This window comes from Bradyrhizobium sp. 139, from assembly GCF_023074175.1.
In the GTDB taxonomy this organism is placed as follows: Bacteria; Pseudomonadota; Alphaproteobacteria; order Rhizobiales; family Xanthobacteraceae; genus Bradyrhizobium.
In genome coordinates, this window is record NZ_JADPKS010000069.1 from 56,511 (window position 1) to 79,392 (window position 22,882).

Sequence of the window (22,882 nt, forward strand, 5' to 3'; positions counted from 1 at the left end):
GTTCCGGGACCGGGATCTTCCGGGGCCGTCTCTAATCAACTGAAATCGAACATTTTTCTATTTCACCAAAGCTGGCACGCAACTTGAATGTTGCACTGCGGCCAGCTTGACACAGATGCCTGCTGAGCCAAGTCCCGCAGCAACGAAGCTGATCGGACCGTGGGTGGCGAAGCCGGCTCTTGAGCCAGCCGAGTTCCTCGCGGGTCGTGCCGTCGATGCCACTGAGGTGGCCGCAGGAGCTTCGTTGCTGACCATGAAAATCGATACGCTTTCAGTCGACTTTACCGAGGAGCAGAAGCGCTATCTCGAAGGCTTCACGACCGGTCTGCAGATCAGCCGGGTCGGTCGCGGTCTCGGCGGCAGCGCGGGCAAGGCCAATGCCGAGCCGACCGGTCCCGACGCCGTCCACATCAAGGCGCAGGACAAGGTCATCGCGTCCGGCAAGAAACTCGCCGATCAGGAGAAATTCAAGCGCGACGAGCATCCGTTCGATGCCTATCCGCGTCTGCGCCAGCAGGCGCTCGACAACACGCCGCCGAGCCCGGCCGACAATTTCCGCTGGCGCTATTTCGGCATCTTCTACGTTGCGCCGACGCAGGACTCCTACATGAGCCGTCTGCGTATTCCGAACGGCATCATGAAGCACTGGCAGCTGTCCGGCCTGGCCGACCTCGCCGACGATCTGTGTGGGCCGTACAGCCACGTCACGACGCGCGCCAATCTCCAGCTCCGCGAAATTCCGCCGAAGAACGCCGTGAAGCTGATCGAGGGCATTCAGGACCTCGGCCTGTGCTCGCGCGGCTCCGGTGCCGACAACATCCGCAACGTCACGGGAACGCCGACGGCGGGGATCGATCCGCAGGAGCTGATCGATACGCGGCCCTATGCGCGGGAGTGGCACTACCACATCCTCAACGATCGCTCGCTCTACGGACTGCCGCGCAAGTTCAACGTCGCCTTCGACGGCGCGGGCAGGATCGCGGTGCTGGAGGAAACCAACGATATCGCCTTCACGGCGTTCGAGGTCAGGGACGGCTTCGGCGTCGAGCCCGGTGTCTGGTTCCGTCTTGGCCTTGGCGGCATCACCGGACACAAGGATTTCGCAAAATACTCCGGCATCATCGTCAAGCCGGAGGAAGCGACCGCCGTTGCGGACGCGATCGTGCGCGTGTTCATCGAGCACGGTGACCGCACCAACCGCAACAAGGCGCGGCTGAAATACGTGCTCGATGCCATGGGCCATGACGGATTCCTTGGGCATGTCGAGGAGCGGCTGAAGACGCCGTTTACCCGCGTGCCGGACGAGGCGTTTGTGCCGCGGCCTGCGTCGGACCGCATGGCGCATGTCGGCGTGCACAAGCAGAAGCAGGACGGCTTGAACTGGATCGGCGTGTCGCTGCCGCTCGGCAAGATTACCTGCGATCAGATGCGCGGCCTCGCCAAGGTCGCGTGCGACCTCGGCGACGGCGAGATCCGCCTGACCGTCTGGCAAAACCTGCTGATATCAGGCGTGCGCGACGAGAATGTCGAGCTTGCAATTGCAGCGATCAAGCAGATCGGGCTTGCGGTCGAGGCTTCGCATATCCGCGCCGGTTTGATTGCCTGCACCGGCAATGCCGGCTGCCGCTTCGCCGCCTCGAATACCAAGCGCCACGCCGCCGAGATCGGCGACTGGTGCGAGCCGCGTGTCGACATGGACAAGCCGGTCAACATCCACGTCACCGGCTGTCATCATTCCTGCGCGCAGCACTACATCAGCGACATCGGCCTGATAGGGGCACGCGTGCCTGTGAGCGAGGAGGACACGGTGGAGGGCTATCACCTCTTCACCGGCGGCGGGTTCGGACCCGATGCCGATGTCGGGCAGGAGGTCTATCACGACCTCAAGGCCGAGGATGCGCCGAAGACGGTCGAGGGACTGCTCAAGGCCTACATCGCCCATCGCTCGTCATCTGACGAAAGCTTCCTTTCCTTTGCGCGCCGCCATGACGGCGAGACGCTGCGCAAGCTTGCCGATGCAGAGGTGTCCTCATGAACCAGATCAGCCCTCCGCCCAGACTCGATATCATTCCCGCCAGCGCACCGTTCTCCGACGCGCAGCGCTCCTGGCTCAACGGTTTCTTTGCCGGGCTGCTGTCGCCTGACGCGGCCACGCCGCTGTCGGCGGAGCAGGGCGCCGCCGTCATGCAAGCCGGCGACGGCGACGACGGTGAAGCGCCATGGCACGACCAGACCATGCCGATTGCCGATCGGATGAAGCTCGCCGAAGGCCGTCCCGTGCGCCGCAAGATGATGGCGGCGATGGCACAGCAGGATTGCGGCCAGTGCGGCTACAATTGCCACGACTATTCCGAGGCGATCGCCGGCCGCAGCGAAGCGCGGCTCAACCTGTGCGTCCCCGGCGGCAAGGAAACCGCGCGGATGCTCAAGGCGCTGCACGAAGAGCTGGACAAGACGCCGACGGCCAAGACGGCTAACAAGGCGGCTGACAAGAAAGACGCGGTGGCAGCGCCAGCCGTGACGGTGACGATCGCCGAGCCCGGCCGCTCGCGCGACAATCCTGTCGCCGCGACGTTCCTGTCGCGGCGCCTTCTCAACAAGGGCGCCTCGGAGAAGGAAACCTATCACGTCGAGTTCGATCTCTCCGACAACAAGCTCGACTACGTCGTCGGCGACAGCTTCGGCGTGTTTGCGCGCAACGAGGTCGGCCTGGTCGACCAGATCATCGCGCTGCTCGGCGCCTCCCACACCACCAAGGTCAACGGCAAGACGCTGCGCGAGGTGCTGATCGACGACGTCTCGCTGTCGCCGGCACCCGACACGCTGTTCGAGCTGATCTCCTTCATCACCGGCGGGGCGCAGCGCGAGAAGGCACGGGCGCTGGCGCAGGGCGAGGATCCCGATGGCGACGCCGCCACGCTCGACGTGATGGCGGCGCTCCAGAAATTTTCGGGCACACGGCCGCATCCCGAGGCCTTCGTCGAGGCGCTGGAGCCGCTCCAGCCGCGGCTCTATTCGATCTCCTCCTCGCACAATGCGACGCCCGGAAAGCTGTCGCTGACGGTGGACTCCGTGCGTTACGTCGTCGGCAAGCGCAAGCGCACCGGTGTCGCCTCGACCTTCCTCGGCGAGCGCATCACCGAGGGCGAGAAGCTGAAGGTCTATGTGCAGAAAGCGCACGGATTCGGCCTGCCGCAGGATCCGAAGACGCCGATCATCATGATCGGCCCCGGCACCGGCATCGCGCCGTTCCGCGCCTTCCTGTTCGACCGCAAGGCGACCGGCGCGCCCGGCAAGAACTGGCTGTTCTTCGGCCACCAGCGCAGCGATTGCGACTTCTTCTACCAGGACGAACTCAACGCAATGAAGACCTCGGGCCTACTGACGCGACTGTCGCTGGCCTGGTCGCGCGACGGCGAGAAGAAGTTTTATGTGCAGGACCGCATGCGCGAGGTCGGCCGCGAGGTGTGGACCTGGCTTGCCGAGGGCGCGCATCTCTACATCTGCGGCGATGCCAAGCGCATGGCCAAGGACGTCGAGCGCGCGCTGGTCGACATCGTCGCTCAGTTCGGGGCGCGTTCGACCGACGAAGCCGTGAGTTTTGTCGCCGAGCTCAAGAAGACGGGACGCTTCCAGGCTGACGTCTACTAAGGCGCGGCCGGAGCATAGGCGGGCCGGGCAGTTCCAACCGGCTCGGACTTTAACGAATAAGATGCTCGGAACTCGCTGGCGAGGAGAATTTGCATCTGCGAGGAGGTACGTTCAGAGAACCCTCATCGCTATTTCGGCGGCCGTCTTGCCTCCCGCCCCGGTTGATCCTTCATACTCCCGCAAATGGGGCGTTGGAGATCGACCATGCGCGAGCTATCGGCGGAAGCCAGACTGCACTTCTATGCGCGCTCGCTCTCGCGGCGCACTGCGGCGAGCCTCAACCATGTCGCGCTCTACAGCGCCTTCGCGCTCATCGCGGCGATCGTGTTCGGCACCCTCTCGGTGCACCCGTTCTAAAGGGGCTTCGCAGATCTCGTAGGCTGGGCAAAGGCGCGCTCTTCACGCGCCGTGCCCACCATCCTTCAACACACGAGATCGAGGTGGTGGGCACGTTTCGCTTTGCCCAACCTACGGCACCTGTACCTCACGCCCCGCGCTTGAACGGCGCGACCTCGATTCCCGCATCCTTCAACGCCTGACGCAGGCCTCGCGCGATGTCGACCGCGCCGGGCGTGTCGCCATGGATGCAAACCGTGTCCGTGCGCATCTTGATCACCTTGCCTGTCACCGAAACCACTGCGCCGTCCTGGACCATCCGCACCACGCGGTCGGCAATCGCCTTGGCGTCGTGCAGCACCGCACCGGGCTTCTTGCGCGAGACCAGATTGCCGTCGTCCTCATAGGCGCGGTCGGCGAACACCTCGTGCACCATCGGCAGGTTGGCGTCCTCGCCGGCCTTCACCAGTTTCGAGTTGGCAAGCACGACGAAGATCAGGCTCGGGTCGACTGCCTTGATGCCGGCGGCGATCGCCTTGGCGGTCATGTCGTCCTCGCAGGCGACGTTGGAGAGCGCACCATGCGCCTTTACATGCGTGACCTTGTGGCCAGCCGCGGTCGCGATCGCCTGCAACGCGCCGATCTGGTAGGCGACGAGGTTCTCGATCTCGGAAGCCTTCAGGCCCGCGATCGGATGCCGGCCGAACCCGTGCAGGTCGCGATAGCCGGGATGGGCGCCGACCGAGACGCCGCGCGCCTTCGCCAACTCGACCGTCCGGCGCATGATGTCGGGGTCGCCGGCGTGGAAGCCGCAGGCGACGTTGACCGAGCTCGCCAGCTCGATCATCGCGGCATCGTTGCCCATCTCCCACGCGCCAAAACCTTCGCCGAGGTCGCAGTTGAGATCGATTGTCTTCATGGTGCTCTCCGCCTCTGATCGTCCTGTCGCTTACGGCTCCGCCGCGACCTGCCAGGTTCCGGCATCCACGGCACTTACCGCATAGCCCGCGACATTAGCATCGTTGAGCGCCTCGACATTGAGCGCGACGGTGTCGGCGGAGCGCAGGCGATCGGATAGGTTGCGAATGAGTTGCGCGAACTTGCGCGCCTCGTCCTGCGCCTCGGCCATCGTGAGCTCAAGGAAGCGGAACGCGGTTCCCGCCGAAGTCTGCGCGAGGCGGCCGACATCGGCCGTGATCACGGTTGCGATCTTCGGATAGCCGCCGGAAGTGCCGCGATCCATCATCAGCGCGATCGGTGCGCCGTTGCCGGGCACCTGGATGCTGCCGTTGACGGTGCCGTCGGAGACAATGTTGTGGCCATGCAGATGTTTGATCGGTGGTCCTTCGAGCCAGTAGCCCATGCGGTCGGAGGTCGCCGAGATCTTCCACTCGCTGCCCAGGAACAGCGCCTTGTTGGCGTCGTCGAACTCGTCGTCCTGCGGCCCCAGCACGACGCGGATCGGACCGCTCGACGGCTTCGGCAGTTCGATCCGCAATTCTGGCGCGCCGCTCGCGGCATCAACTGTGAATTCGTCGCCGGCCTGGAGCGGGCGCGGGTAGGGGCTGCCGAGGCCAGCTCGCGCATTCACCGCAAGACTGCCGAACACCGGCTCGCCTTTGATCCCGCCTTCGATCGCGAGATAGGTGAAGGCGCCGCCGCGGGCAAAGCCCAGCGTCAGCGTCTCACCGTCCTTCAGCGTCACGGATGCATCCATGGCGACCGTCCGCCCGGCAATATCGGCATTGCGCGGCGCCCCCGCGATCGCGACGCGCACGGCGCCGTCCCGCGCGGTGAACGTGGCGCCGAACGGGCCGATCTCGACGGCGGCTGCGAACGGCTCGTTGCTAACGAGGATGTTAGCCGCCGCCAGCGCCAGTCGGTCCATCGCGCCGCTCGGCGTAAGTCCATAGCGCTGCGCGCCCGGGCGCCCGCCATCCTGGACGGAGCTTGCAGGCCCGATGCTGGCGACGACGAGCCGGTTCATGCGACCTCCTGCTCGGCGATGATCTCGCCGGCCTCAGCGGCGCGGTCCTGTTCCTCGAAGGTCTTGTGGTCGATGGCGAAAAACGTCACGCGATCACCGGGTTCGGTGAGAAAGGTCGGATTCCGGTGGAGCTGATAGGTCCGCACCGGGGTGCGGCCGAGCAAGTGCCAGCCGCTCGGGGCAGCCAGGCACTGGATTCCGGCCTGGATGCCGCCGATCGAAATCGTGCCGGCAGGTGTCAGCAGCCGCGGGCTCTGCCGCCGCGACATGTGCAGGGATTTGTCGAGGCCGCTGAGATAGGACCAGCCCGGCGTGAAGCCGATCATGGCGACGCGATAATCGCCGGCGACGTGGCGGGCTACGATGTCGTCGGGCGTGGTGTTCAGCGCTTTTGCGACATCCTCGATATCGATGCCGTGCTCGCCGCCATAGGCCACGGGAATGCGCCAGCGCCGCGCTTTCGTGGCCGGCGGCAGTGGTTGGCTGGTGAGCACAAGCAGCTTTTCGCCGAGCTCGTCGAAGCCGATCATGCCGGGATCGTAATGCACCAGCAGCGAGCGATAGGTCGGCACGGATTCGGTGATGCCGTCGATGGGGCTTGCCGCGAGCGCCTTGTCGAGCGCGAGCACGCGCTCGTTGGCGGCATCGTCGATGGTGCGGCTGAATTCGACCGTGACGGCGCTGTCGCCACTGGGCAGAAGGCGGGGCGGGGGAAGCGTCGCGGCCATGGGCTGTCGAAATCGGGCTTCTGGAGAAACGCGGGCTCATCCTTGAGTTCCGCGCTGTCCTGCTTCGCGTAAATGCGCCCGCAAGTCCAATAAATTAATGCAAGGCCAGGCGATAAGGTCTTGTTATCGCGTCGCATAACAGCCCTGCAGGCCGCGTTCATGGCCCTTGACGGATGCCTTGCGCCTCGCAAGATGCGCGGCGTCCTTTCCCGCCCATCCGGAGCTCGTTGCCGTCCATGTCGCTGTCCCCCGAAGCCCGCAAGACCCTCGCCGGCATCACCACTGCCACGATCACCACGGTCCTGCTGAAGAAGGGCCTGCGCAATGTGTGGATGCGCGGCGCGCGGCCACTGCGCCCGGGCCTGCCGCGCCTGGTGGGGCCGGCCTTCACGCTGCGCTTCGTGCCGGCGCGCGAGGATCTGGCGACGCCGGAATCCTGGTCGTCGCCGATCTCGACCCGCACCGCGATCGAGGCGATGCCGGACGGCTGCATCGCCGTGGTCGACGCCATGGGCATCACCGATGCCGGCATCTTCGGCGACATCCTCTGCGCGCGCATGATGAAGCGCGGCGTCACCGCGCTCGTCACCGACGGCGTAGTGCGTGACGTCGAGGGCGTGCTCGGCACCAATCTTCCGGTCTGGTGCGACGGCTATGCCGCGCCGCCGTCGGTTGCAGGCCTGACCTTCGTCGGCTGGGGCGAGCCGATCGGCTGCGGCGGCGTTGCGGTGTTCCCGAACGACATCGTGGTCGCCGACCAGGACGGCTGCGTGTTGATCCCGCAGGCGATGCTCGATCACGTGCTCAATGAGGGCGTCGAGCAGGAACGGATGGAAGCCTGGATCGTCAACGAGGTGAACAACGGCGCCGCGCTGCCGGGCCTCTATCCCATGAACGCCGAGACCAAGGCGCGCTACGCCGCCAGCAAGAAGTAATCAGAACAGAAGCGAGGACGACCCCATGGAGATCACCGTCGCAGGCACGCGGCCGACCCGCCGCGCGCCGAAGGAAAACTTCACCGGCACCGTGTTGCAGGACCCTGTGATCATGGCGCCCGCGCCAGCACGGCTGAACTGCTCGCGCGTGTCGTTCGAACCGGGCGCCCGCACCAACTGGCATCACCATCCGCTCGGGCAGACGCTCTACGTCATCTCCGGAGTCGGTCGCGTGCAGGCCAAAGGCGGTCCGATCCGCGAGATCCGTCCCGGCGACACCGTCTGGATCCCGCCAGGTGAACTGCACTGGCACGGCGCCTCGCCGAACAACAGCATGTGCCATATCGCCATGCAGGAAGCGCTCGACGGCGTATTCTCGACCTGGCTGGAATCGGTCACGGACGCGGAATACGGGGCGGCGGTCGGCTAGCTCTTGTGCCCCGGACCAAGACGCATCGCCCTACGGCGATGCGTCGCCGATCCGGGCTCAGATTTACTGCCGCTCCGCCGTCCACGTGCCCGTGCACAAGGCGCCGCGCCAGGTGCCGGAGCCGGACGTGCCGCTGAGCCGGCCGAACCCGACGGCGCGCGTGATGCCGGTGCTCAAGTTGACATTGATGCTGCCGGCATCGACGACGCGTCCGGTTGCTGACACCACAGCGCTGCTCGACGCGATCTGGCCGTTGTTGATGCCGATCGCGACGGTTGCGCCGTTGCCGCAAGTCTCGCTCGATGATGAGATGCGGACATTCCATGCGCCGTCGAAGGTGGAGGTCGCCGCGCCTGCCTGCGTCAGCGGGAAGGCGATGGCGACAATGCTGGCAAAGAGACCTTTGCGAAATCCGTTCATGACACGCCCCTTGGGGTGACCATGCGGGAATCGTGGCATGGGCGTGGGGCCGGCGATGTGAGGGCAGTCACGCGCGCACCAGGCTGTGTGAGGTGGCGCACCCGCGATGCGGGCAAAAGCAAACAGGCCCGCATCGCGGGCCTGTTGTTTCCGTCAGAACGTCATACCCGCAGTCAGTTCACCCGCGTCCAGGTCTGGCCGCCGCAGAACATGCCGCCGAAGGCGCAACCCTGCACGCGCAGGCGATCGGTGCCCTTCAGCGCGATCGTGGAATCGTAGGTCGAGCCGGTGTTGGGATCGAGGATGCGGCCGGACCATTTCTGATCCTTGCCGGGTTTCATGTTGATCAGGACCTGCTCGCCGTTCTGGTTCGATTTGCTGTCGACCGAATAGCCGCAGAGATTGCTGCCGCATTGCTCGATGCGGACCTTGCCTTCCTTCTCCTCTGTCAGCCAGATGCCGAGCGGCAAATTGAGATCGCGCGCAGGCGCGGACGCGGGAGCGGGCGGGGCGACGGCGGCGGCCTGAACGGGGGCGGGAGCCGGCGGCGGCGCCAAGGCGGGCACCGGAGGCGGTGCGGGCGGCGGCGGCACAGCCGTTTCGGGCGGAGCATTGTTCGCGGTCGTCGTCGGAGGTGGAGCCGCTGGAGCGGGAGGAGCCGCTGCGGCGGCCGGAGCGGGTGCCGGCGCTTGTTCTGCTGCGGGCGGCGCCGCGATAGGTGCTGGGGCTGGCGCCGGAGCGGCGGGCGCTTGCGGATCGGCTTTGGCCTGCTGCGGCGCCTGCTGGCCCGGGCTCGTTTCGTTCTTCTTGGCCTTCTTCGCCTTGCCCTGGCCGGTGTTGTCGTAGACGCCGGGTATCGACACCGTGCCGCGATCGGGATCGATGCGGATGGTGCGCCCGCCATAGTCGAAAGTGTACTGCGCCTGCGCAGCGGTGTTCGCCAAAAGGAATGCGGCCGTGACCAACAGCTTCCTCATTTCCGTCTCCTGAACAGATGGTCCCAGTACCCACGCTTACGCGCCGGTTCGATCGCAAAAAGTGATCTAGATCACTGTCACCGTATGAGTCGTCCTCCGGCGGTTCCGGGTTCAATAACACCGAAGTCGGTCCAGAGTTGGACGGCGGCAGTACGAATACGACCAGCCGCGAAGGAGCGGTTCGCCCGGTTACCTCTCCGGGCAGCGTGAATCCGCTGCCTGCTCGGCGCGGGCGAGGGCGGCCTCGTTCGCCTTGTCGGTGTGGATATCGATCGCACCAAAGAGGCAGGTCTTCTCGCCATTGATCGCGAACACGGAGAGTTCCGGGATCTCGCCGTCATCGTCGGCGTCGGGCCGGCGCCAGGTCCGGACCACGGCGGCCTTGGGCACGCCGGCGCGCATGATCCATTGCATCTTGTCGCCAAGCACCTTGCCGGCGCCGCGCCATTGCGCCGTCGGTCCCTGTCGCTTCTCGATCGAGCGCTTCGGCGCGATTGTAAGCGAGACGATGTTGCCTTCGTCGGCGAAGCGCACGGCGTAGCCGGCCGGACCGGGGCAGGTCCATAGCCCGAGCCCGTCCTTGGATTCGTCCTTGCAACCGGAGCCGGTCGCCGGTGTGAACTGTGTCTGCCCGAACGCGCTGCCAGCCCCGGCCGCCGCAAGTGCGGTCGCGAGCACCACCAATCGTCGCATGATCCTCTGCATTCCCTGTTGCTGGCGCGAGTCGCGTCAGTCGAACCAGGCGGCGTAGATCTTCCTGTAGCTGCCGTCCTCCACCGCGATATGCAGCCACTGGTCGACGAAGGCCTTCAGCGCCATGTCGCGCTGGAGCCAGTAGGCCTTCTCAGAGAAGTCGAACGGTTTTTCGGGATGCACCGCGCAGAGCACGCCGGCATGCTGCTTCTGCTGGTAGCGGGTCTCGGAGGCGTCCGTCATCATCAAATCGGCGTTGCCCTTGGCGATCTCGTCGAAGATCACGGTATTGTCCGGGAAGACGTTGATCTCGGCGTCCTTGATGTTGGCACGCGCAAAGCGCTCATTGGTGCCGCCGGGATTGACGATGACGCGGGTGCCTTTCTTGTCGATGTCGGGAAGCGTCTGGTACTTGCCGACGTCGGCGCAGCGCGCGATCGGCGTCTTGCCCTCGCGCATGATCGGGGTGGAGAAGTAGCCCTTCTTCTGCCGGTCGAGCGTGACCGAGACGCCGCCCATCGCGATGTCGAACTGGTCGGCCTCGAAGTCCTTCATCAGCTTCGGCCAGGCCGTCGGCACGAATTCGACCTTGACGCCGAGCGCCTTGCCAAGCGCTTCGGCCATGTCGACGTCGAAACCGCTGAATTGCTGCGTGGTCTTGTCCAGATGGGTGAAGGGCTTGTAGTCGCCGGTCATGCCGACGCGCAAGGCGCCGCGCTTGACGATCTCGTCGAGGCGCGAGGGTGCCGGCTGTTGCGCATGAGCCGAAAGATTTGCCAGCAACGCCACGGCCAAAGCCGCCACGATTCGAACGAACATGTCTTTTCCACCTCTGCGTGAGCTGTCATTGTGCAGCTCTTGAGGTTGGATTTAGACCAGATGCCAGTCGCTGGCGAGACGGAATTGAAGGGAATTTTGAAGTGACGATCTCGATGTACGAGGCCTCGGTCGGCCTCTTCGTGCCCTACCTGCGCAATCTGTCCGCACTGCTCGACAAGGGCGTCGCCTATGCGGAGGCTCGCAAGTTCAGTCGTGACGTTCTGCTTGGCATGCGGCTATCGCCGAACATGTACGATCTGGCCCAGCAGATCGGCGAAGCCTGCCGCCACGCCACGGTCGCGCCGGCCTTGCTGGCGCAGCGCGAGGCGGTGGCGCTGCCGGTGCTGGAGCATGACATGGCCGGACTTCAGGCCCGCATTGCGACGTCAATCGAGTTCATCGAGAGCCTGCCGCGCGCCGAGATCGATGCCGCGGCGGAGCAGAATGTCTTTTTCAGGCTGAAGAACGGGACCGAACTGCCCTTCACAGGGCGGACGCTGCTGCTAACCTTCAGCGTCCCGCAGTTCTTCTTTCACGTCACGACGGCCTACGACCTGTTGCGGCACGCTGGCGTCGAGCTCGTCAAGAAAGATTATCTCGGGCGGAAGTGATTAAGCTTCGCCCTTGCGCTCGTAATCGGCCAGCGAGCTGCGGCCGGCGATCTCGCTGCGCAGCTCTTCGAAGCGCCGATGCGCCTCGTCCTCGTGCGCGTCGACGAAATGCACCGCGGCTTCGCTCGTCATCGGGCCGCTGATCACGGGCACGGACTGTTCGCCAATGGTCTCGTGGACGTAGAACTGGCCGTCGTCGCCGCGATGGACCGTCCATTTGAGGCGGATCGCCACCATCGGCCCCGGACCGACCTTGCTATAGCCGTCGGCGTCGGCGTGCTCCGGCACCAGCGGTTGCTCCTCGACCACCGGATGCTCATCGACAATCGGGGGCTCGTCGGCGGCTACGTGCTCACCAGCAACCACCATTTCTGTCACGGTCACGGTCTCGGTCTCGCGGACGACGAGGACCGGTTCGGGGTGCTCCAAGATGCTGGCGATGGTCGCCAGCGCGTGGTCGGTCGGGTCGATCTCTGACAAGGGTCCATCCTCCAGCTCGACGCGTCCGGCAAGTCTGTCCCACTGCCGCCGCGGCCGGACTTATTACACAGGTTTGATTAAGGCCGAGTTGGGGCTCGATCTGCGCCAAAATGGGACGCATTCTGGCGTTCCGAAGGCGGGCGGATTGGCCGCCCGTCCTTGGCTTGGTTCAGCCCAGCACGTCCTGATTGATGATGTTCTGCCGGATCGGATCGCCGTCCAGCACACTCAGGATATTGCGCGCGGTCTGCTCGCTCATGCGGCTCACGGCCTCGACCGTGACGCCGGCCACATGCGGGGCCATGATGACGTTGGGCAACGCGAACAGCGCATTGCCGATCGGCGGCGGCTCCACCTCGAACACGTCGATGCCGGCGCCGGCAATCTTGCCGGAGACGAGGGCGTCGTACAGCGCCGTCTCCTTCACGATCCCGCCGCGCGCGGTGTTGATGAGATAGGATTTCGGCTTCATCCGGCCGATCCGCGCCGCATCGAACAGGCCAACGGTTTCCGGCGTCTTCGGGCAGTGGATGCTGACGAAGTCGGCGTGAGGCAGCGCGGCATCGAGATCGGCGACCGGCTCGCAGCCTGCCGCTTTGATATCTGCGGCGGGCTTGTAGGGGTCGTAGACCTGCACATTCATGTCCATCGCCAGGCAGCGCTTGGCGGTGCGGGTGCCGATGCGGCCGAAGCCGATGACGAGGACGGTCTTGCCGTAGAGATCGAACGGCAGCATGCCGAGCCGGCCAGCCCATTGGCCGTCCTTGACGCAGGCATGCAGCTCCTGCGCGCGCTTGGCCAGCGTCAGCATCATGAACAGCGCCGCTTCCGCGACCGAGGGCGAGTTCGCGCTGCCCGCGACCATCAGCGGCACCTTGCGGCGGGAGAGGGCGGGCACGTCGACGGCATCGTAGCCGACGCCAATCCGCGTCACCACTTTCATATCTTGCGACGCTTCGAGTTCGGTCTCGCCGAAGGCGGTGGCGCCGAGCGCCACGCCATGAACCGGCGCATGGCTCTTCAGAAGTGCCTCGAAGTCTATCGCCGAGATCAGGTTCGGAAACTCGACGAGCTCGATATCGTCCCGCTGGTTGAGGAGGGCGCGTGCCCCTTGCGACAAAGTTTGCGTAACGAAAATCTTCTTCTTGTTGGTCGCCATCGTCCCCTGCCTGCGCGAGTTTCTTGTCCGGCCGTCACAATACGGCGCCGGTCGCCTCGTTTAGCAGGTGCATATTGTTGAGGTCCATCGCCAAACGCATGGGTGCCCCGTCCTTGGCGCCCGCATTGGGATCGACACGGCCGCAGATCGGCGCGCCTTCGAGCCCGAAATAGACCAGCGTCTCCATCCCCATCGGCTCGGTGACATCAAGCACGGTGTCGAAGGTCTCGACGCCCGGCTCCAGATGCGCATGCGATTCCGTGAGATGTTCGGGACGGATGCCGAGCAACAGGTTTTCGGTTCGGGGCAGCGCGGTATAGCGGGCGGCGCGGGCCGGCGGCAGTGGGAAGGAGATGCGGTCGGTCAGGCGGATGTTCAGCTTGCCGCCGGCATCCTCCAGCCGGCACGGGATGAAGTTCATGGCCGGCGAGCCGATGAAGCCCGCGACGAAGCGCGTCGCAGGCTTGTGGTAGAGTTCGTTCGGCGTGCCGATCTGCTCGATGCGCCCCTTGTTCATCACCACCACGCGATCGGCCAGCGTCATCGCCTCGACCTGGTCGTGGGTGACGTAGACCGTGGTGGTGCGGACCTTCTGGTGCACTTTCTTGATCTCGATCCGCATCTGCACGCGCAGCTTGGCGTCGAGATTGGACAGCGGCTCGTCGAACAGGAAGACCTTTGGGTTGCGCACGATGGCGCGGCCCATTGCCACGCGCTGGCGCTGGCCGCCGGAGAGCTGCTTCGGCTTGCGATCGATCAGGTCGGTGATGTCCAGAAGCCGGGCAGCCTCCGTGACCCGCGCCTTGATCTCGGCCTTGGGATAGTGCTTGAGACGCAGCCCGAACGACATGTTCTCCGCGACCGTCATGTGCGGATAGAGCGCGTAATTCTGGAATACCATCGCGATGTCGCGGTCCTTCGGCGGCACGTCATTGACGACGTCGCCGCCGATCATGATGTCACCGTCGGTGATGTCCTCGAGACCCGCTATCATCCGCAGCGTCGTCGACTTGCCGCAACCCGACGGACCAACCAGCACGATAAACTCGTGATCGGAGATGTCGAGATCGATGCCGCGCACCGCCTCGACGTCATCGTAACGCTTGACCACTTTCCGCAAAGCAACGTCGGCCATAAGATCTCAACCCTTTGTCGCGCCGGCGGTCAGGCCGGCAATATAGTAGTCCATGAGGAACGCATAGATGATCAGCGGCGGGGCGGCACCCAGCAGCGCGCCGGTCATGATCTGCCCCCAGTTGAACACGTCGCCCTTGATGAGCGTGGTGGTGATACCGACCGGCAGCACGAGCTGGTCTATGGATGTGGTGAACACCAGGGGATAGAGGAACTGGGCCCAGGAGACCGTGAACGCGAAGATCGTCGCCGCAATCAGCCCGGGCAGCGCCACCGGAATGAAGATCCGGGTCAGCGTCTGCAGCCATGAGGCACCGTCGATGAGAGCGGCCTCATCCAGCTCCTTCGGGATCGAGGCGAAATAGCCAATCATGATCCAGGTGCAGAACGGCACCGTCAGCGTCGGATAGATGAACAGCAGAACGTACCAGCGGTTGAGTAGCGTGATGCCGGTGAGGTCCTGAAGCACCGCGAGCATCTTGAACAGCGGAATGAACAGCAGGCTGTCCGGAATCAGGTAGGTAAGAAAGACGCCGGTCGCGAGCGTCGTCGAGCCCCAGAACTTCATCCTCGCCAGCGCGAACGCCGCAGGAATGCTGATCAGCATGGTGACGAACACAACGACGATGGAGACGATCGCCGAATTCCAGAAGAAGCGCAAAAACTGGTTCGACGTCAAAAGCTCAACGTAGTTGGCCAGGGTGGGATGGAACACCCACCAGGGATTGGTCGCCGCCGAGATCTCCGCGCTGCTCTTGAGGGAAGTGATCAGCATGTAGATCGGCGGGATGAGCGAGAATATCGCGAACAGCACCAGGAAGAAGTAGGACCAGCGCAGCGCCCAGGTACGATCCCGGCTCATGCTCCGGTACTTGATCTTGCGCGTGGGACCGCCCTTGTCGATTGCAAGCGTGCTCATCAGGCTTCGTTCCCACGTTTGTTGACATCGCGCAGGATGAAGATCGCCGCGACTGCGAGGATCGGCACCATGAACAGCGAGACGCAGGCGCCGAGCGGAATATCGCTGCTCTGGATCCCGACCTGGAAGGCCCAGGTGGCAAACAGATGCGTCGAATCCAACGGACCGCCCGAGGTCAGGATGCGCACGATGTCGAAATTGGCGAAGGTGACGATCAACGAGAACAGCGTCGTGATCGCGATGATGTTGCGCATCATCGGCAGGGTCACGTACCAGATCCGCTGCCACCAATTGGCACCGTCAATGGCGGCCGCCTCGTAGAGCTGGTCCGGCACCGATTTAAGCGCGGCCAGGTACATGATCATGAAGAACGGCGCGCCGTACCAGACGTTAACGAGAATGACGGAGAAACGCGCCCAGAAGGTGTCGCCAAGCCAGGGGATCGGGCCGACGCCGAAGAACGACAGCGTGTAGTTGAAGGCGCTGTAGGAGGGATCGAACAGCCACAGCCAGGCCAGCGTGCTCATCGCCGGCGGGATCACCCAGGGCACCAGCAGCATGCCGCGCCACTTGCGCTGGCCCTTGGCCGGAAGGTTGTGGACGAAATGAGCGACAATGAAGCCCATCAACGCCTTGAAGAACACCGCGGTGATGGCGAAGATGCAGGACTGCCTCACCACCATCCAGAACGTGTCGCGCTTGAACAGGAAAGTGAAATTGCCCAAGCCGACGAACTTCTGCATCGACTTGTTCAGCGTGGCGAGATGCATCGAGTAGAAGGCAGGATAGAGCACGAACAGCGCGATCAGGAGAATCAGCGGCAGCGTCAGGAAGAACGCCATCGTCGACTTCCGCCTGAGTGCATTGTGAAGGCTGGCCCGTTTGCGCGGGCTCGTGGCACGGACGGAGCGACCTTGCTCAACGACGACATCGGCCATGGTCAAACTTTCTTGCGGAAGATTCAACGGGGAAGCCGGCCGCATCGGTCGGCTTCGTTCGAGGGGGATGGAACGGGCGGAGTCGTGGGCGGCTCACGTGTGAACGCGTGAGCCGCCATGGCGCACCCGGCATCAGCTCCGCATGAAGCCTTCGCACTCACCCTCGGCCCAGGCGAGCGCCTGCTCTATCGTCTCACCCCGTGCGTAACGCAGCGCCAGTTTGGTCAGCGTCGCCTGGGAGTAGATCTGCTGCGCGATCTTCGGCGGTGCCGGAGACGCCGCGATCGACATCGTCTGGTGTTTGTACGGGTCCGGATAGTGAAAGAGCGTGCCCTTCGGCGGCCCTTCCTCGGCCCAGGTCTTCAGTTTCGTCATGTTCGCGAAAGCCGGGAGATCGTAGCCGCCGCTTACCGCGACGAATTTTTCGATCGATGACGGCTGCGACAGGTGGGTAAGCAGGCTCTTGGCCGCTTCCTTATTTTTGCCAAAGCTCCAGACGCCCCAGAAGTATGGCAGGAAGGGCGCGAAACGCCCCTTCGGTCCCGCCGGGAAGCCGTGAGTCCAGCATTGCTCGGCAACCTGCGGTGCGTCGCGCTTGGCGACGGCCCAGGAGCTCGGTGGGTTCAGGATCATCGCGCCGCGGCCCGAGATCAGCCATTTGTTGTTGGACGCATCGTCCCAGGACGCCGCGTCAGCCGGGAGCACGGCAATCAACCGCTTGTAGAACTCGAGCGCCTGACGAACTGCGTCGGTCTTCACCGTGACGTCGCCCTTGGCGTTGACGAGGTCCGCGCCGAACGATTGAAAGATTGCGCCGGCCGTATCGACGCTGTCGGTGGTCTCGCCGAGACCGATGCCGAACGCAAAGCCGGCCTTATGGCAGGCCTCGGCAGCCTTCAGGAAAGTCTCCATTGTCCAGTTGTCCACTTTGGGCGGACCGCCGACCGGATACATCTCCTGCACGTCGATGCCGGCATGCTTCTTCATCAGGTCGATGCGTGAGCATGGGCCCTTGATCTGGCTGCCGACGGTGGCGGGGACGGCGAGCCATTTGCCACCGGCCTGGCCCAGATATTTGACCGTGTCGTTGACGTCGCCGTTCTGCTTGATGATCGGCTCCATGATGTCGTTGACGGGCTCGAGGTTATCCGCATAGGCGTGCGGCCACCAGGTCGGCATCTGGAGAATATCGTGACCGGATTTCGCCTGCGCTTCGGCGGCGACGGTCAATTCGAGCTTCTTATTGTTGCTGGTGATGTAGTCGATCGAGACCTCGACCTTCTCCTTCGCCGCCCATTCGTTGACGAGGTCGGTGGAGGCCTTGTTGGCGCCCGGCACCCAATGGTCCCAGAAGCCGATCGAGAGCTTGCCGGCGGCGTACGCGCCCCGGACATAGGGCGCCGTGATCAGCGCCGCGGAGGACATTGCAGTGGTCGCAACAAATTGACGTCGCGTCAGTGTCTTGCGTGACATCTCGTTTCCTCACTTGGGTGTTTTATTGTTCTGGTGTTTCCTCTGGCATTCCGAGTTTTGTTTTTATTTTTTGTTCGAGTTTCTTCTTGATGCTACCGCCTCGCCGCCAAATCGCGCGAAGCGCGGCAGATTGGTAGCGCGATCAGATCATGATTGGTCGCGTCTGTCGAGGAAGCCGAACGGCTCGCCGTCTAGAACTAACGTTGCGTCCGGGAACGCGGCAGCGCCGTCCCGCAACGCGCGCGCATTTTGCGACGCACACTTCGGGCAAGGAGCGCGGGACATCTCGTGCGCAATTACGCCGCAGTTTCGAATAAGCCTTGATAACCGCTTCGCGCCAAACACTTTTCGGGCGTGGACAGCAATTGGCTGCGTCTGGACCTCGAAGCGGCGAAAACGATAGAGTTGCAACCGGCGGGTGGCTCCCATCCGGACAGGACGATCGAATCGACGATGGAGACCAAAATGATCAACACGGCGCCGCCCGCGCGGCTTCACCTGCGGCGATGGTTCGCGCTGGGCTCCGTGCTCGCGTTGCTGCTCGGCGCAGCCGCGGTTGCGCATGCACAAGGCTTGGTCAAAGGCGTTCAGGATGGGGCCGCGGCCGGCAACAAGGCGGCCGGTCCCGTTGGCGGCGTGCTGGGCGGTGCAATCGGCGGCGTGGTCGGTGTCTTCACCGGCGTGCTCGGCGTCAATAACAACAACCAGCCGGCTCCGGCTGCCAAGGACGCCGGCAAGGATGCCAGCAAGGACGCCAAGCAGCCGGGCACCGGCAAGGACAAGGATGCCAAGAGCGCCAAGGCGGGCAAGGGCGCCAAGGCGAGCAAGGAAGCCAGGAATGCGCCGCAGGACAACAAGGACAACGTCACCGTCCTCACCCAGACCGGCGCGCCGCAACAGACCGCCGAGCAGATCGTCGCCAACAGCGATTCCTATATCGAGCGGATCAAGACCGAGTTGAACCTGACGCCCGATCAGGAGAAGCACTGGTTCGGCTTCTCGAGCGCCATGCACTACCTGGGACATAATGGCGCGGAGCGGCTCAACCTGCGGATTGCCCGCGCCAAGCGGGATCCGCCTGACGACATTATCGAGCAGATGCGCAACGAGTCGCAATTCCTGATCGACCGCGCCGCCGACCAGCGCACCGTCGCCGACGCCGCCGAGCCGCTTTATTCGAGCCTCGACGACAAGCAGAAGCAGGTCTTCATCCAGGAGATGGTGCGCCTCAGCCACGAGCGCGGGCTGGATTGATCAAGTTGAATCCGATTGCGGGTGTCCGAATTAACAGCGCCCGCCACGAATTCGTGAATCTTCTTCGCAACTCGGTTATGATTAGCTTCGCAAGCTGACTGCGGGGTTGATATGGCGGACGGACTCTCCGTTTTCCTGGTCGAAGACGAGGCGTTGATCCGGATGATGATCGCCGACATGGTGGAGGAACTCGGCCACCATGTCGTCGCGGAAGCGGACAACGTCCGGGATGCGAGCGCCTTTGCGATGACCGCGCAATACGATTTCGCCATCCTCGACATCAATCTGAAGGGCCTCTACGTCGATCCCGTCGCCGACCTGATCGAGCGCCGCGGAAAGCCGTTTCTGTTCGCCACCGGCTACGGGCCTGAACTGCTGCCGTCCTTGCTCCGGCGGCGGCCGATCCTGCGCAAGCCGATTTCCATCGATCAGCTCAAGGCGATGATCGAGTCGTTGTTTCCGGACGCGCCCCCCAGGGCGCCGCACTGAGCGACGGCGAAGGCGGGATCGTTAACGGAATCGCAACCGCCCGCGTGTTTGCGCGAGCAGCAAGTGGTCCCGCAAGTCTCAGTTGCGGCCGTTCTTCAGCACGGTGGCAATGGTATGGGCCGTCATGGCGGCGCGATCAGAGGCGCGCTGCGCGGCCAGCCGGTCGCGCGCCCTTTCCTCGATCAGGATCTCGATCAGCGCCAGCCGCTTGTCATCGTCGTCCGCCTCAGTCAGCAGGCGGTGATAGCGGTGATAGTCGAAACCCAGGTCCTGCTTACGCATGTCACGCCCCCGCAACTACGCCACGCACTCCCGCGGATTGTTGCTCATCGAACACACGCCGGCAAGCAAGATCCTGCGTGGAACTGCGGGCATGCTGCAATCAGCTGTGAATTACTGGAACCGGCGCGCGAGGAGGGCGATCGCGTCTCAATCCGGATTGTGGTCGGCGAACATCTTCAGGCCGACGAAGCTCGCATCAGGCTTCGTGACGAGATTGGTCGGGATGTTGCGCAAGTAGTCCTGGAAGCGCCCCTTGGCTTCGAAGCGCGCCCGGAACGCGGAAGCGGCAATGAATTCCGGAAAGCGCGGCACGATGCCGCCGGCGATATAGACGCCGCCGCGGGCGCCGAAGGTCACCGCGAGATTGCCCGCGACCGAGCCGAGGATGGCGCAAAACATCTCCAGCGTCGCGCGGCTGACTTCGCAACTGCCCTCCAGGGCCGCCTTGGTGATGGCGGCGGCGTCGCGGTGTGGCACCTGGGCGCCGTCCACTTCCGCCAGCGCCTCGTAGAGGCTTTGCAGACCGGAGCCCGATAGCGCGCCGCGCTCGATGGAGACATGGCCGAGACGCCGGCGCAGGCAGGCGATCACGCGCTCTTCGCGCTCGTTCTCCGCCGGCAAAGTCGCGTGCCCGGCCTCGGTGACGACCGCCAGCCGGGCGCCATGGCGCTCGACCAGACAGGAGACGCCAAAGCCGGTTCCGGGGCCAACCACCAGCAGCGGCTCTCCAGGGAGGCCGTCCTGTCCCCCGAGCGGGATCAAATCGGCAGGCCCCAGCGCGGGCAGGGACCAGGCCACCACCTCGAAATCGTTGAGCACGTGCACGCTCTCGAAGCCGAGAGCCGGCTGGAGCTCGTTGCCGTCGATGACCCATGGACTGTTGGTCATGACGCAGCGGTTGTTGGTCACGGGACCTGCGACGGCCAGCACGGCTCTTTTGGGCTGCTCGCTGCCGGACCGGCGCGTGAGGACATTGGCAATGGCTTCCCGGACGGTCGGAAAGTCAGCGACCTTCACATAGTCGATGGAGCCGGTCTGGTCGCCGCTGTTCGATTCACTTTGGCCCAGCGCAAAGCGCGCATTGGTGCCGCCGATATCGGCGAGAAGAATCTGTCCGGACTTGCCGATATTCATGACCATGTGGCTGCCGCGCTGTGCAGGTTCGCGGGAACCGTTTCCTCCGCTCTCCATCCGATCCGCAATTTGCGAACGTCTTTAGAAAGAATCCGCCCTTGGGCGAGCCTAGTCAACTCGGATAGCGCCAAACCGTTGCATCCCAGGTACGACGGGCGCGATATCGCCGCACGGTCGGTGGTTGCGAAGCCGCGCGGGAAGTTCGACATTGGATGGAGCGTTCGGCGCCCGTCGCGCCGGACGGCTGGAAGGGGACCTTGCGATGAAGATTTCCGACCGCGACGTGCTGCTGGTGGTCGACGTGCAGAACGACTTTTGCACTGGCGGAGCGCTCGCCGTTCCCGGCGGCGAGAAGGTTGTCCCGGCCATCAATCGAATCGCCCAAAAATTCACCAATATGGTGCTGACCCAGGACTGGCATCCGGGCGACCACGTCTCGTTCGCGCCGAACCATGCGGGCAAGCAGCCGTTCCAGGCCATCGAGCTCGACTACGGCACCCAGGTGCTCTGGCCGTCACACTGCGTGCAAGGCACGCCCGGCGCTGAATTCCATGGGGAGCTCGACGTCACCCGCGCAAACCTCGTGGTGCGCAAAGGTTTTCGTCGCGGCATCGATTCGTATTCGGCGCTGTTCGAGAACGACCACCGGACGCCGACCGGCCTGCTCGGCTATTTGCGTGAGCGCGAGCTGAAGACCGTCTTCGTCGCAGGTTTGGCGCTGGACTTCTGTGTCCGCTTCTCGGCGGAAGATGCCCGCAACGCGGGGTTCGAGGTCGCCGTCATCGAGGATGCATGTCGCGGCATCGATCTCGACGGCTCTGTGGCCGCGACCCATCAGAGTTTTCGCGAGCGCAGTATTTCGATCGTCAGCCTGGAGGCCTTCCTGTGAATGCCTTGAGATAGTCATGGTGGAGAAGAGCGGCAAACCGCTGGGCGGACCGGAACGTCCTCCGGATGATCCGCGGCTATGGCCGTTCGCGGCGGCGCGGCTCGCGATGGACGCCTGCCTCTGGTGGCTGGAGCGCGGTCCGCCGGAACAGGACGAGAGCAATCTGCCGTGGACGACGCCCAACACGGTCGCCCTGGAGCTTGCGACCATGCGCCTGCGCGATGGCACGCGGGCGCGGCCCGGACAGCCGGCGCTGGTCTGTGCGCCCTATGCGCTGCATCGGGCCTTGATCGCGGACTTTGCGCCCGGCCGCAGTGTGGTGCAGTCCCTGCAAGATGGCGGCATCGACCGGATCTATCTCACCGATTGGCGCTCGGCCACGCCGGACATGCGCTATCTCTCGATCGACAGCTATCTCGGCGATCTCAACGTTGCCATCGACGAGATCGGCGCGCCGGTCGACCTCGTCGGCCTGTGCCAGGGCGGCTGGCTGTCGCTGCTCTATGCGGCGCGGTTTCCCGCCAAGGTGCGGCGGCTGGTGCTGGTGGGTGCGCCCGTTGATCTTTCGATCGACTCCGCGCTGTCCCGGCTCGTTCGCAATGCGCCTGAGGCGCTCTACGATCAGCTCGTGGCGCGCGGCGGCGGGAATGTCAGCGGCGACGAGATGCTGCGCTTCTGGTCGAAGGCGCCCAGCCGCGACGACATTGCAGCGGCATTGCAGAAGGACCTCTCGGACGAGGAGGGCGCGGCGCTGCTCGCGCGTTTCGACCGCTGGAATACGGAGACGCTCAACCTGCCCGGCACTTATTATCTGGAGATCGTCAACTGGATATTCCGCGAGAACCGGATTGCCGGTGGCAAGTTCACGGCGCTCGGCCGCAAGGTTGATCTGAAGGACGTCAAGGCGCCGGTCTTCCTGCTGGCCGGGCTCGATGACGACGTCGTGCCGGCCAGACAGGCGCTTGCGACCGCCGGTCTGCTGGGAACGCCGCCCGCCTTCATCACGGCGGTCTCCGAGCCCAGCAATCATCTCGGCCTGTTCATGGGCGCCCGCACCCACGCCCATGCCTGGCCCCGGATTGCCGAGTGGCTGCGCGACGACCTTCCCGGCGTGCTCGCCCGCAGTGCCTGACTTCGCCAGACC

Annotated in this window: 25 protein-coding genes; 10 read left to right on the top strand and 15 right to left on the bottom strand. The window is 64.3% G+C overall.

The genetic code is table 11. The features are described 5' to 3' along the window. The first annotated feature begins 253 nt into the window (after positions 1 to 253). From IVA80_RS15855 to IVA80_RS15865, 3 genes are all read left to right on the top strand, one after another. The gene (locus IVA80_RS15855) at positions 254 to 2,035 is read left to right on the top strand and encodes a NirA family protein (protein ID WP_247432087.1); all 1,782 of its coding nucleotides are present in this window, start codon (positions 254 to 256) and stop codon (positions 2,033 to 2,035) included. Continuing rightward, positions 2,032 to 3,651 (top strand): sulfite reductase subunit alpha, encoded by a 1,620-nt coding sequence (locus IVA80_RS15860; RefSeq protein ID WP_247431632.1) that lies wholly within the window; start codon positions 2,032 to 2,034, stop codon positions 3,649 to 3,651. Before IVA80_RS15855 ends, IVA80_RS15860 begins: the two co-directional genes overlap by 4 nt. A 204-nt stretch (positions 3,652 to 3,855) precedes the next feature. Further along, complete coding sequence (locus IVA80_RS15865) at positions 3,856 to 4,008, top strand: hypothetical protein (RefSeq protein ID WP_247431636.1); 153 nt, start codon at positions 3,856 to 3,858, stop codon at positions 4,006 to 4,008. A 127-nt stretch (positions 4,009 to 4,135) separates the two neighbouring features. On the opposite strand, the gene IVA80_RS15870 is transcribed toward IVA80_RS15865, so the two are convergent. From IVA80_RS15870 to pxpB, 3 genes are read right to left on the bottom strand one after another with little or no spacing between them, the layout of a single operon-like run. Further along, positions 4,136 to 4,906: a 5-oxoprolinase subunit PxpA gene (locus IVA80_RS15870; RefSeq protein WP_084809305.1), complete on the bottom strand. Its 771-nt coding sequence runs from the start codon at positions 4,904 to 4,906 to the stop codon at positions 4,136 to 4,138. Between the two features lie 30 nt (positions 4,907 to 4,936). Further along, positions 4,937 to 5,974 (bottom strand): biotin-dependent carboxyltransferase family protein, encoded by a 1,038-nt coding sequence (locus IVA80_RS15875; RefSeq protein WP_247431639.1) that lies wholly within the window; start codon positions 5,972 to 5,974, stop codon positions 4,937 to 4,939. Beyond that, positions 5,971 to 6,702, bottom strand: coding sequence for a 5-oxoprolinase subunit PxpB (gene pxpB / locus IVA80_RS15880; RefSeq protein WP_247431642.1), 732 nt, complete (start codon positions 6,700 to 6,702; stop codon positions 5,971 to 5,973). The genes IVA80_RS15875 and pxpB overlap by 4 nt, the downstream gene beginning before the upstream one ends. A gap of 236 nt (positions 6,703 to 6,938) precedes the next feature. On the opposite strand from pxpB, the gene IVA80_RS15885 reads away from it, so the two are divergent. Then, the gene (locus IVA80_RS15885; protein WP_247431646.1) at positions 6,939 to 7,637 is read left to right on the top strand and encodes a ribonuclease activity regulator RraA; all 699 of its coding nucleotides are present in this window, start codon (positions 6,939 to 6,941) and stop codon (positions 7,635 to 7,637) included. A gap of 25 nt (positions 7,638 to 7,662) precedes the next feature. After that, positions 7,663 to 8,067, top strand: a complete 405-nt coding sequence (locus IVA80_RS15890) for a cupin domain-containing protein (protein WP_247431650.1) — start codon at positions 7,663 to 7,665, stop codon at positions 8,065 to 8,067. 63 nt (positions 8,068 to 8,130) lie between these two features. On the opposite strand, the gene IVA80_RS15895 is transcribed toward IVA80_RS15890, so the two are convergent. From IVA80_RS15895 to IVA80_RS15910, 4 genes are all read right to left on the bottom strand, one after another. Further along, positions 8,131 to 8,487: a hypothetical protein gene (locus IVA80_RS15895; RefSeq protein ID WP_247431655.1), complete on the bottom strand. Its 357-nt coding sequence runs from the start codon at positions 8,485 to 8,487 to the stop codon at positions 8,131 to 8,133. A 173-nt stretch (positions 8,488 to 8,660) separates the two neighbouring features. Continuing rightward, positions 8,661 to 9,464 carry a DUF2147 domain-containing protein gene (locus IVA80_RS15900; RefSeq protein WP_247431658.1) on the bottom strand — a complete coding sequence of 268 codons (804 nt, stop codon included), beginning with the start codon at positions 9,462 to 9,464 and terminating at the stop codon, positions 8,661 to 8,663. A gap of 189 nt (positions 9,465 to 9,653) precedes the next feature. Continuing rightward, positions 9,654 to 10,157 carry a hypothetical protein gene (locus IVA80_RS15905; RefSeq protein WP_247431661.1) on the bottom strand — a complete coding sequence of 168 codons (504 nt, stop codon included), beginning with the start codon at positions 10,155 to 10,157 and terminating at the stop codon, positions 9,654 to 9,656. A 36-nt stretch (positions 10,158 to 10,193) separates the two neighbouring features. Then, positions 10,194 to 10,976: a transporter substrate-binding domain-containing protein gene (locus IVA80_RS15910; RefSeq protein ID WP_247431664.1), complete on the bottom strand. Its 783-nt coding sequence runs from the start codon at positions 10,974 to 10,976 to the stop codon at positions 10,194 to 10,196. Positions 10,977 to 11,089: 113 nt separating this feature from the next. Between IVA80_RS15910 and IVA80_RS15915 the strand changes: the two genes are divergently transcribed. Beyond that, entirely contained in the window at positions 11,090 to 11,587 is a 498-nt protein-coding gene (locus tag IVA80_RS15915; protein ID WP_247432090.1) for a DUF1993 domain-containing protein, read from the top strand. On the opposite strand, the gene IVA80_RS15920 is transcribed toward IVA80_RS15915, so the two are convergent. From IVA80_RS15920 to IVA80_RS15945, 6 genes are all read right to left on the bottom strand, one after another. Beyond that, positions 11,588 to 12,067: a hypothetical protein gene (locus IVA80_RS15920; protein ID WP_247431667.1), complete on the bottom strand. Its 480-nt coding sequence runs from the start codon at positions 12,065 to 12,067 to the stop codon at positions 11,588 to 11,590. 169 nt (positions 12,068 to 12,236) lie between these two features. Beyond that, positions 12,237 to 13,226: a hydroxyacid dehydrogenase gene (locus IVA80_RS15925; protein WP_247431670.1), complete on the bottom strand. Its 990-nt coding sequence runs from the start codon at positions 13,224 to 13,226 to the stop codon at positions 12,237 to 12,239. Between the two features lie 34 nt (positions 13,227 to 13,260). Beyond that, complete coding sequence (gene ugpC / locus IVA80_RS15930; protein ID WP_247431673.1) at positions 13,261 to 14,361, bottom strand: sn-glycerol-3-phosphate ABC transporter ATP-binding protein UgpC; 1,101 nt, start codon at positions 14,359 to 14,361, stop codon at positions 13,261 to 13,263. Between the two features lie 6 nt (positions 14,362 to 14,367). Further along, complete coding sequence (locus tag IVA80_RS15935; RefSeq protein ID WP_247431676.1) at positions 14,368 to 15,279, bottom strand: carbohydrate ABC transporter permease; 912 nt, start codon at positions 15,277 to 15,279, stop codon at positions 14,368 to 14,370. Further along, complete coding sequence (locus tag IVA80_RS15940; protein WP_247431679.1) at positions 15,279 to 16,217, bottom strand: sugar ABC transporter permease; 939 nt, start codon at positions 16,215 to 16,217, stop codon at positions 15,279 to 15,281. The genes IVA80_RS15935 and IVA80_RS15940 overlap by 1 nt, the downstream gene beginning before the upstream one ends. A 132-nt stretch (positions 16,218 to 16,349) precedes the next feature. Beyond that, positions 16,350 to 17,690, bottom strand: a complete 1,341-nt coding sequence (locus IVA80_RS15945; protein ID WP_247431682.1) for an extracellular solute-binding protein — start codon at positions 17,688 to 17,690, stop codon at positions 16,350 to 16,352. A gap of 465 nt (positions 17,691 to 18,155) precedes the next feature. Here IVA80_RS15945 and IVA80_RS15950 point away from each other — a divergent pair, with 465 nt between their 5' ends. Both IVA80_RS15950 and IVA80_RS15955 read left to right on the top strand, forming a co-directional pair. Continuing rightward, positions 18,156 to 18,944, top strand: a complete 789-nt coding sequence (locus tag IVA80_RS15950) for a Spy/CpxP family protein refolding chaperone (RefSeq protein WP_247431686.1) — start codon at positions 18,156 to 18,158, stop codon at positions 18,942 to 18,944. 111 nt (positions 18,945 to 19,055) lie between these two features. Continuing rightward, on the top strand, positions 19,056 to 19,433 hold the full coding sequence (locus tag IVA80_RS15955; RefSeq protein WP_247431689.1) for a response regulator: 378 nt from the start codon (positions 19,056 to 19,058) through the stop codon (positions 19,431 to 19,433). A 78-nt stretch (positions 19,434 to 19,511) separates the two neighbouring features. On the opposite strand, the gene IVA80_RS15960 is transcribed toward IVA80_RS15955, so the two are convergent. Beyond that, positions 19,512 to 19,715, bottom strand: coding sequence for a hypothetical protein (locus IVA80_RS15960; protein WP_247431692.1), 204 nt, complete (start codon positions 19,713 to 19,715; stop codon positions 19,512 to 19,514). A 147-nt stretch (positions 19,716 to 19,862) separates the two neighbouring features. Continuing rightward, a complete protein-coding gene (glk, locus tag IVA80_RS15965) occupies positions 19,863 to 20,849 on the bottom strand; it encodes a glucokinase (protein ID WP_247432093.1) in 987 nt (328 codons plus the stop codon). Positions 20,850 to 21,111: 262 nt separating this feature from the next. Here glk and pncA point away from each other — a divergent pair, with 262 nt between their 5' ends. Together pncA and IVA80_RS15975 are read left to right on the top strand one after the other, a co-directional pair. After that, positions 21,112 to 21,738: a bifunctional nicotinamidase/pyrazinamidase gene (gene pncA, locus IVA80_RS15970; protein ID WP_247431694.1), complete on the top strand. Its 627-nt coding sequence runs from the start codon at positions 21,112 to 21,114 to the stop codon at positions 21,736 to 21,738. Positions 21,739 to 21,754: 16 nt separating this feature from the next. After that, a complete protein-coding gene (locus tag IVA80_RS15975) occupies positions 21,755 to 22,870 on the top strand; it encodes an alpha/beta fold hydrolase (protein ID WP_247431697.1) in 1,116 nt (371 codons plus the stop codon). Positions 22,871 to 22,882 lie beyond the last annotated feature (12 nt).

Coding starts and splice junctions, on each gene's coding strand:
- IVA80_RS15855 (WP_247432087.1), top strand. CDS start 254: ATGAAAATCGATACGCTTTCAGTCGACTTTACCGAGGAGCAGAAGCGC.
- IVA80_RS15860 (WP_247431632.1), top strand. CDS start 2,032: ATGAACCAGATCAGCCCTCCGCCCAGACTCGATATCATTCCCGCCAGC.
- IVA80_RS15865 (WP_247431636.1), top strand. CDS start 3,856: ATGCGCGAGCTATCGGCGGAAGCCAGACTGCACTTCTATGCGCGCTCG.
- IVA80_RS15870 (WP_084809305.1), bottom strand. CDS start 4,906: ATGAAGACAATCGATCTCAACTGCGACCTCGGCGAAGGTTTTGGCGCG.
- IVA80_RS15875 (WP_247431639.1), bottom strand. CDS start 5,974: ATGAACCGGCTCGTCGTCGCCAGCATCGGGCCTGCAAGCTCCGTCCAG.
- pxpB (WP_247431642.1), bottom strand. CDS start 6,702: ATGGCCGCGACGCTTCCCCCGCCCCGCCTTCTGCCCAGTGGCGACAGC.
- IVA80_RS15885 (WP_247431646.1), top strand. CDS start 6,939: ATGTCGCTGTCCCCCGAAGCCCGCAAGACCCTCGCCGGCATCACCACT.
- IVA80_RS15890 (WP_247431650.1), top strand. CDS start 7,663: ATGGAGATCACCGTCGCAGGCACGCGGCCGACCCGCCGCGCGCCGAAG.
- IVA80_RS15895 (WP_247431655.1), bottom strand. CDS start 8,487: ATGAACGGATTTCGCAAAGGTCTCTTTGCCAGCATTGTCGCCATCGCC.
- IVA80_RS15900 (WP_247431658.1), bottom strand. CDS start 9,464: ATGAGGAAGCTGTTGGTCACGGCCGCATTCCTTTTGGCGAACACCGCT.
- IVA80_RS15905 (WP_247431661.1), bottom strand. CDS start 10,157: ATGCGACGATTGGTGGTGCTCGCGACCGCACTTGCGGCGGCCGGGGCT.
- IVA80_RS15910 (WP_247431664.1), bottom strand. CDS start 10,976: ATGTTCGTTCGAATCGTGGCGGCTTTGGCCGTGGCGTTGCTGGCAAAT.
- IVA80_RS15915 (WP_247432090.1), top strand. CDS start 11,090: ATGTACGAGGCCTCGGTCGGCCTCTTCGTGCCCTACCTGCGCAATCTG.
- IVA80_RS15925 (WP_247431670.1), bottom strand. CDS start 13,226: ATGGCGACCAACAAGAAGAAGATTTTCGTTACGCAAACTTTGTCGCAA.
- ugpC (WP_247431673.1), bottom strand. CDS start 14,361: ATGGCCGACGTTGCTTTGCGGAAAGTGGTCAAGCGTTACGATGACGTC.
- IVA80_RS15935 (WP_247431676.1), bottom strand. CDS start 15,279: ATGAGCACGCTTGCAATCGACAAGGGCGGTCCCACGCGCAAGATCAAG.
- IVA80_RS15940 (WP_247431679.1), bottom strand. CDS start 16,217: ATGGCCGATGTCGTCGTTGAGCAAGGTCGCTCCGTCCGTGCCACGAGC.
- IVA80_RS15945 (WP_247431682.1), bottom strand. CDS start 17,690: ATGTCACGCAAGACACTGACGCGACGTCAATTTGTTGCGACCACTGCA.
- IVA80_RS15950 (WP_247431686.1), top strand. CDS start 18,156: ATGATCAACACGGCGCCGCCCGCGCGGCTTCACCTGCGGCGATGGTTC.
- IVA80_RS15955 (WP_247431689.1), top strand. CDS start 19,056: ATGGCGGACGGACTCTCCGTTTTCCTGGTCGAAGACGAGGCGTTGATC.
- IVA80_RS15960 (WP_247431692.1), bottom strand. CDS start 19,715: ATGCGTAAGCAGGACCTGGGTTTCGACTATCACCGCTATCACCGCCTG.
- glk (WP_247432093.1), bottom strand. CDS start 20,849: ATGAATATCGGCAAGTCCGGACAGATTCTTCTCGCCGATATCGGCGGC.
- pncA (WP_247431694.1), top strand. CDS start 21,112: ATGAAGATTTCCGACCGCGACGTGCTGCTGGTGGTCGACGTGCAGAAC.
- IVA80_RS15975 (WP_247431697.1), top strand. CDS start 21,755: ATGGTGGAGAAGAGCGGCAAACCGCTGGGCGGACCGGAACGTCCTCCG.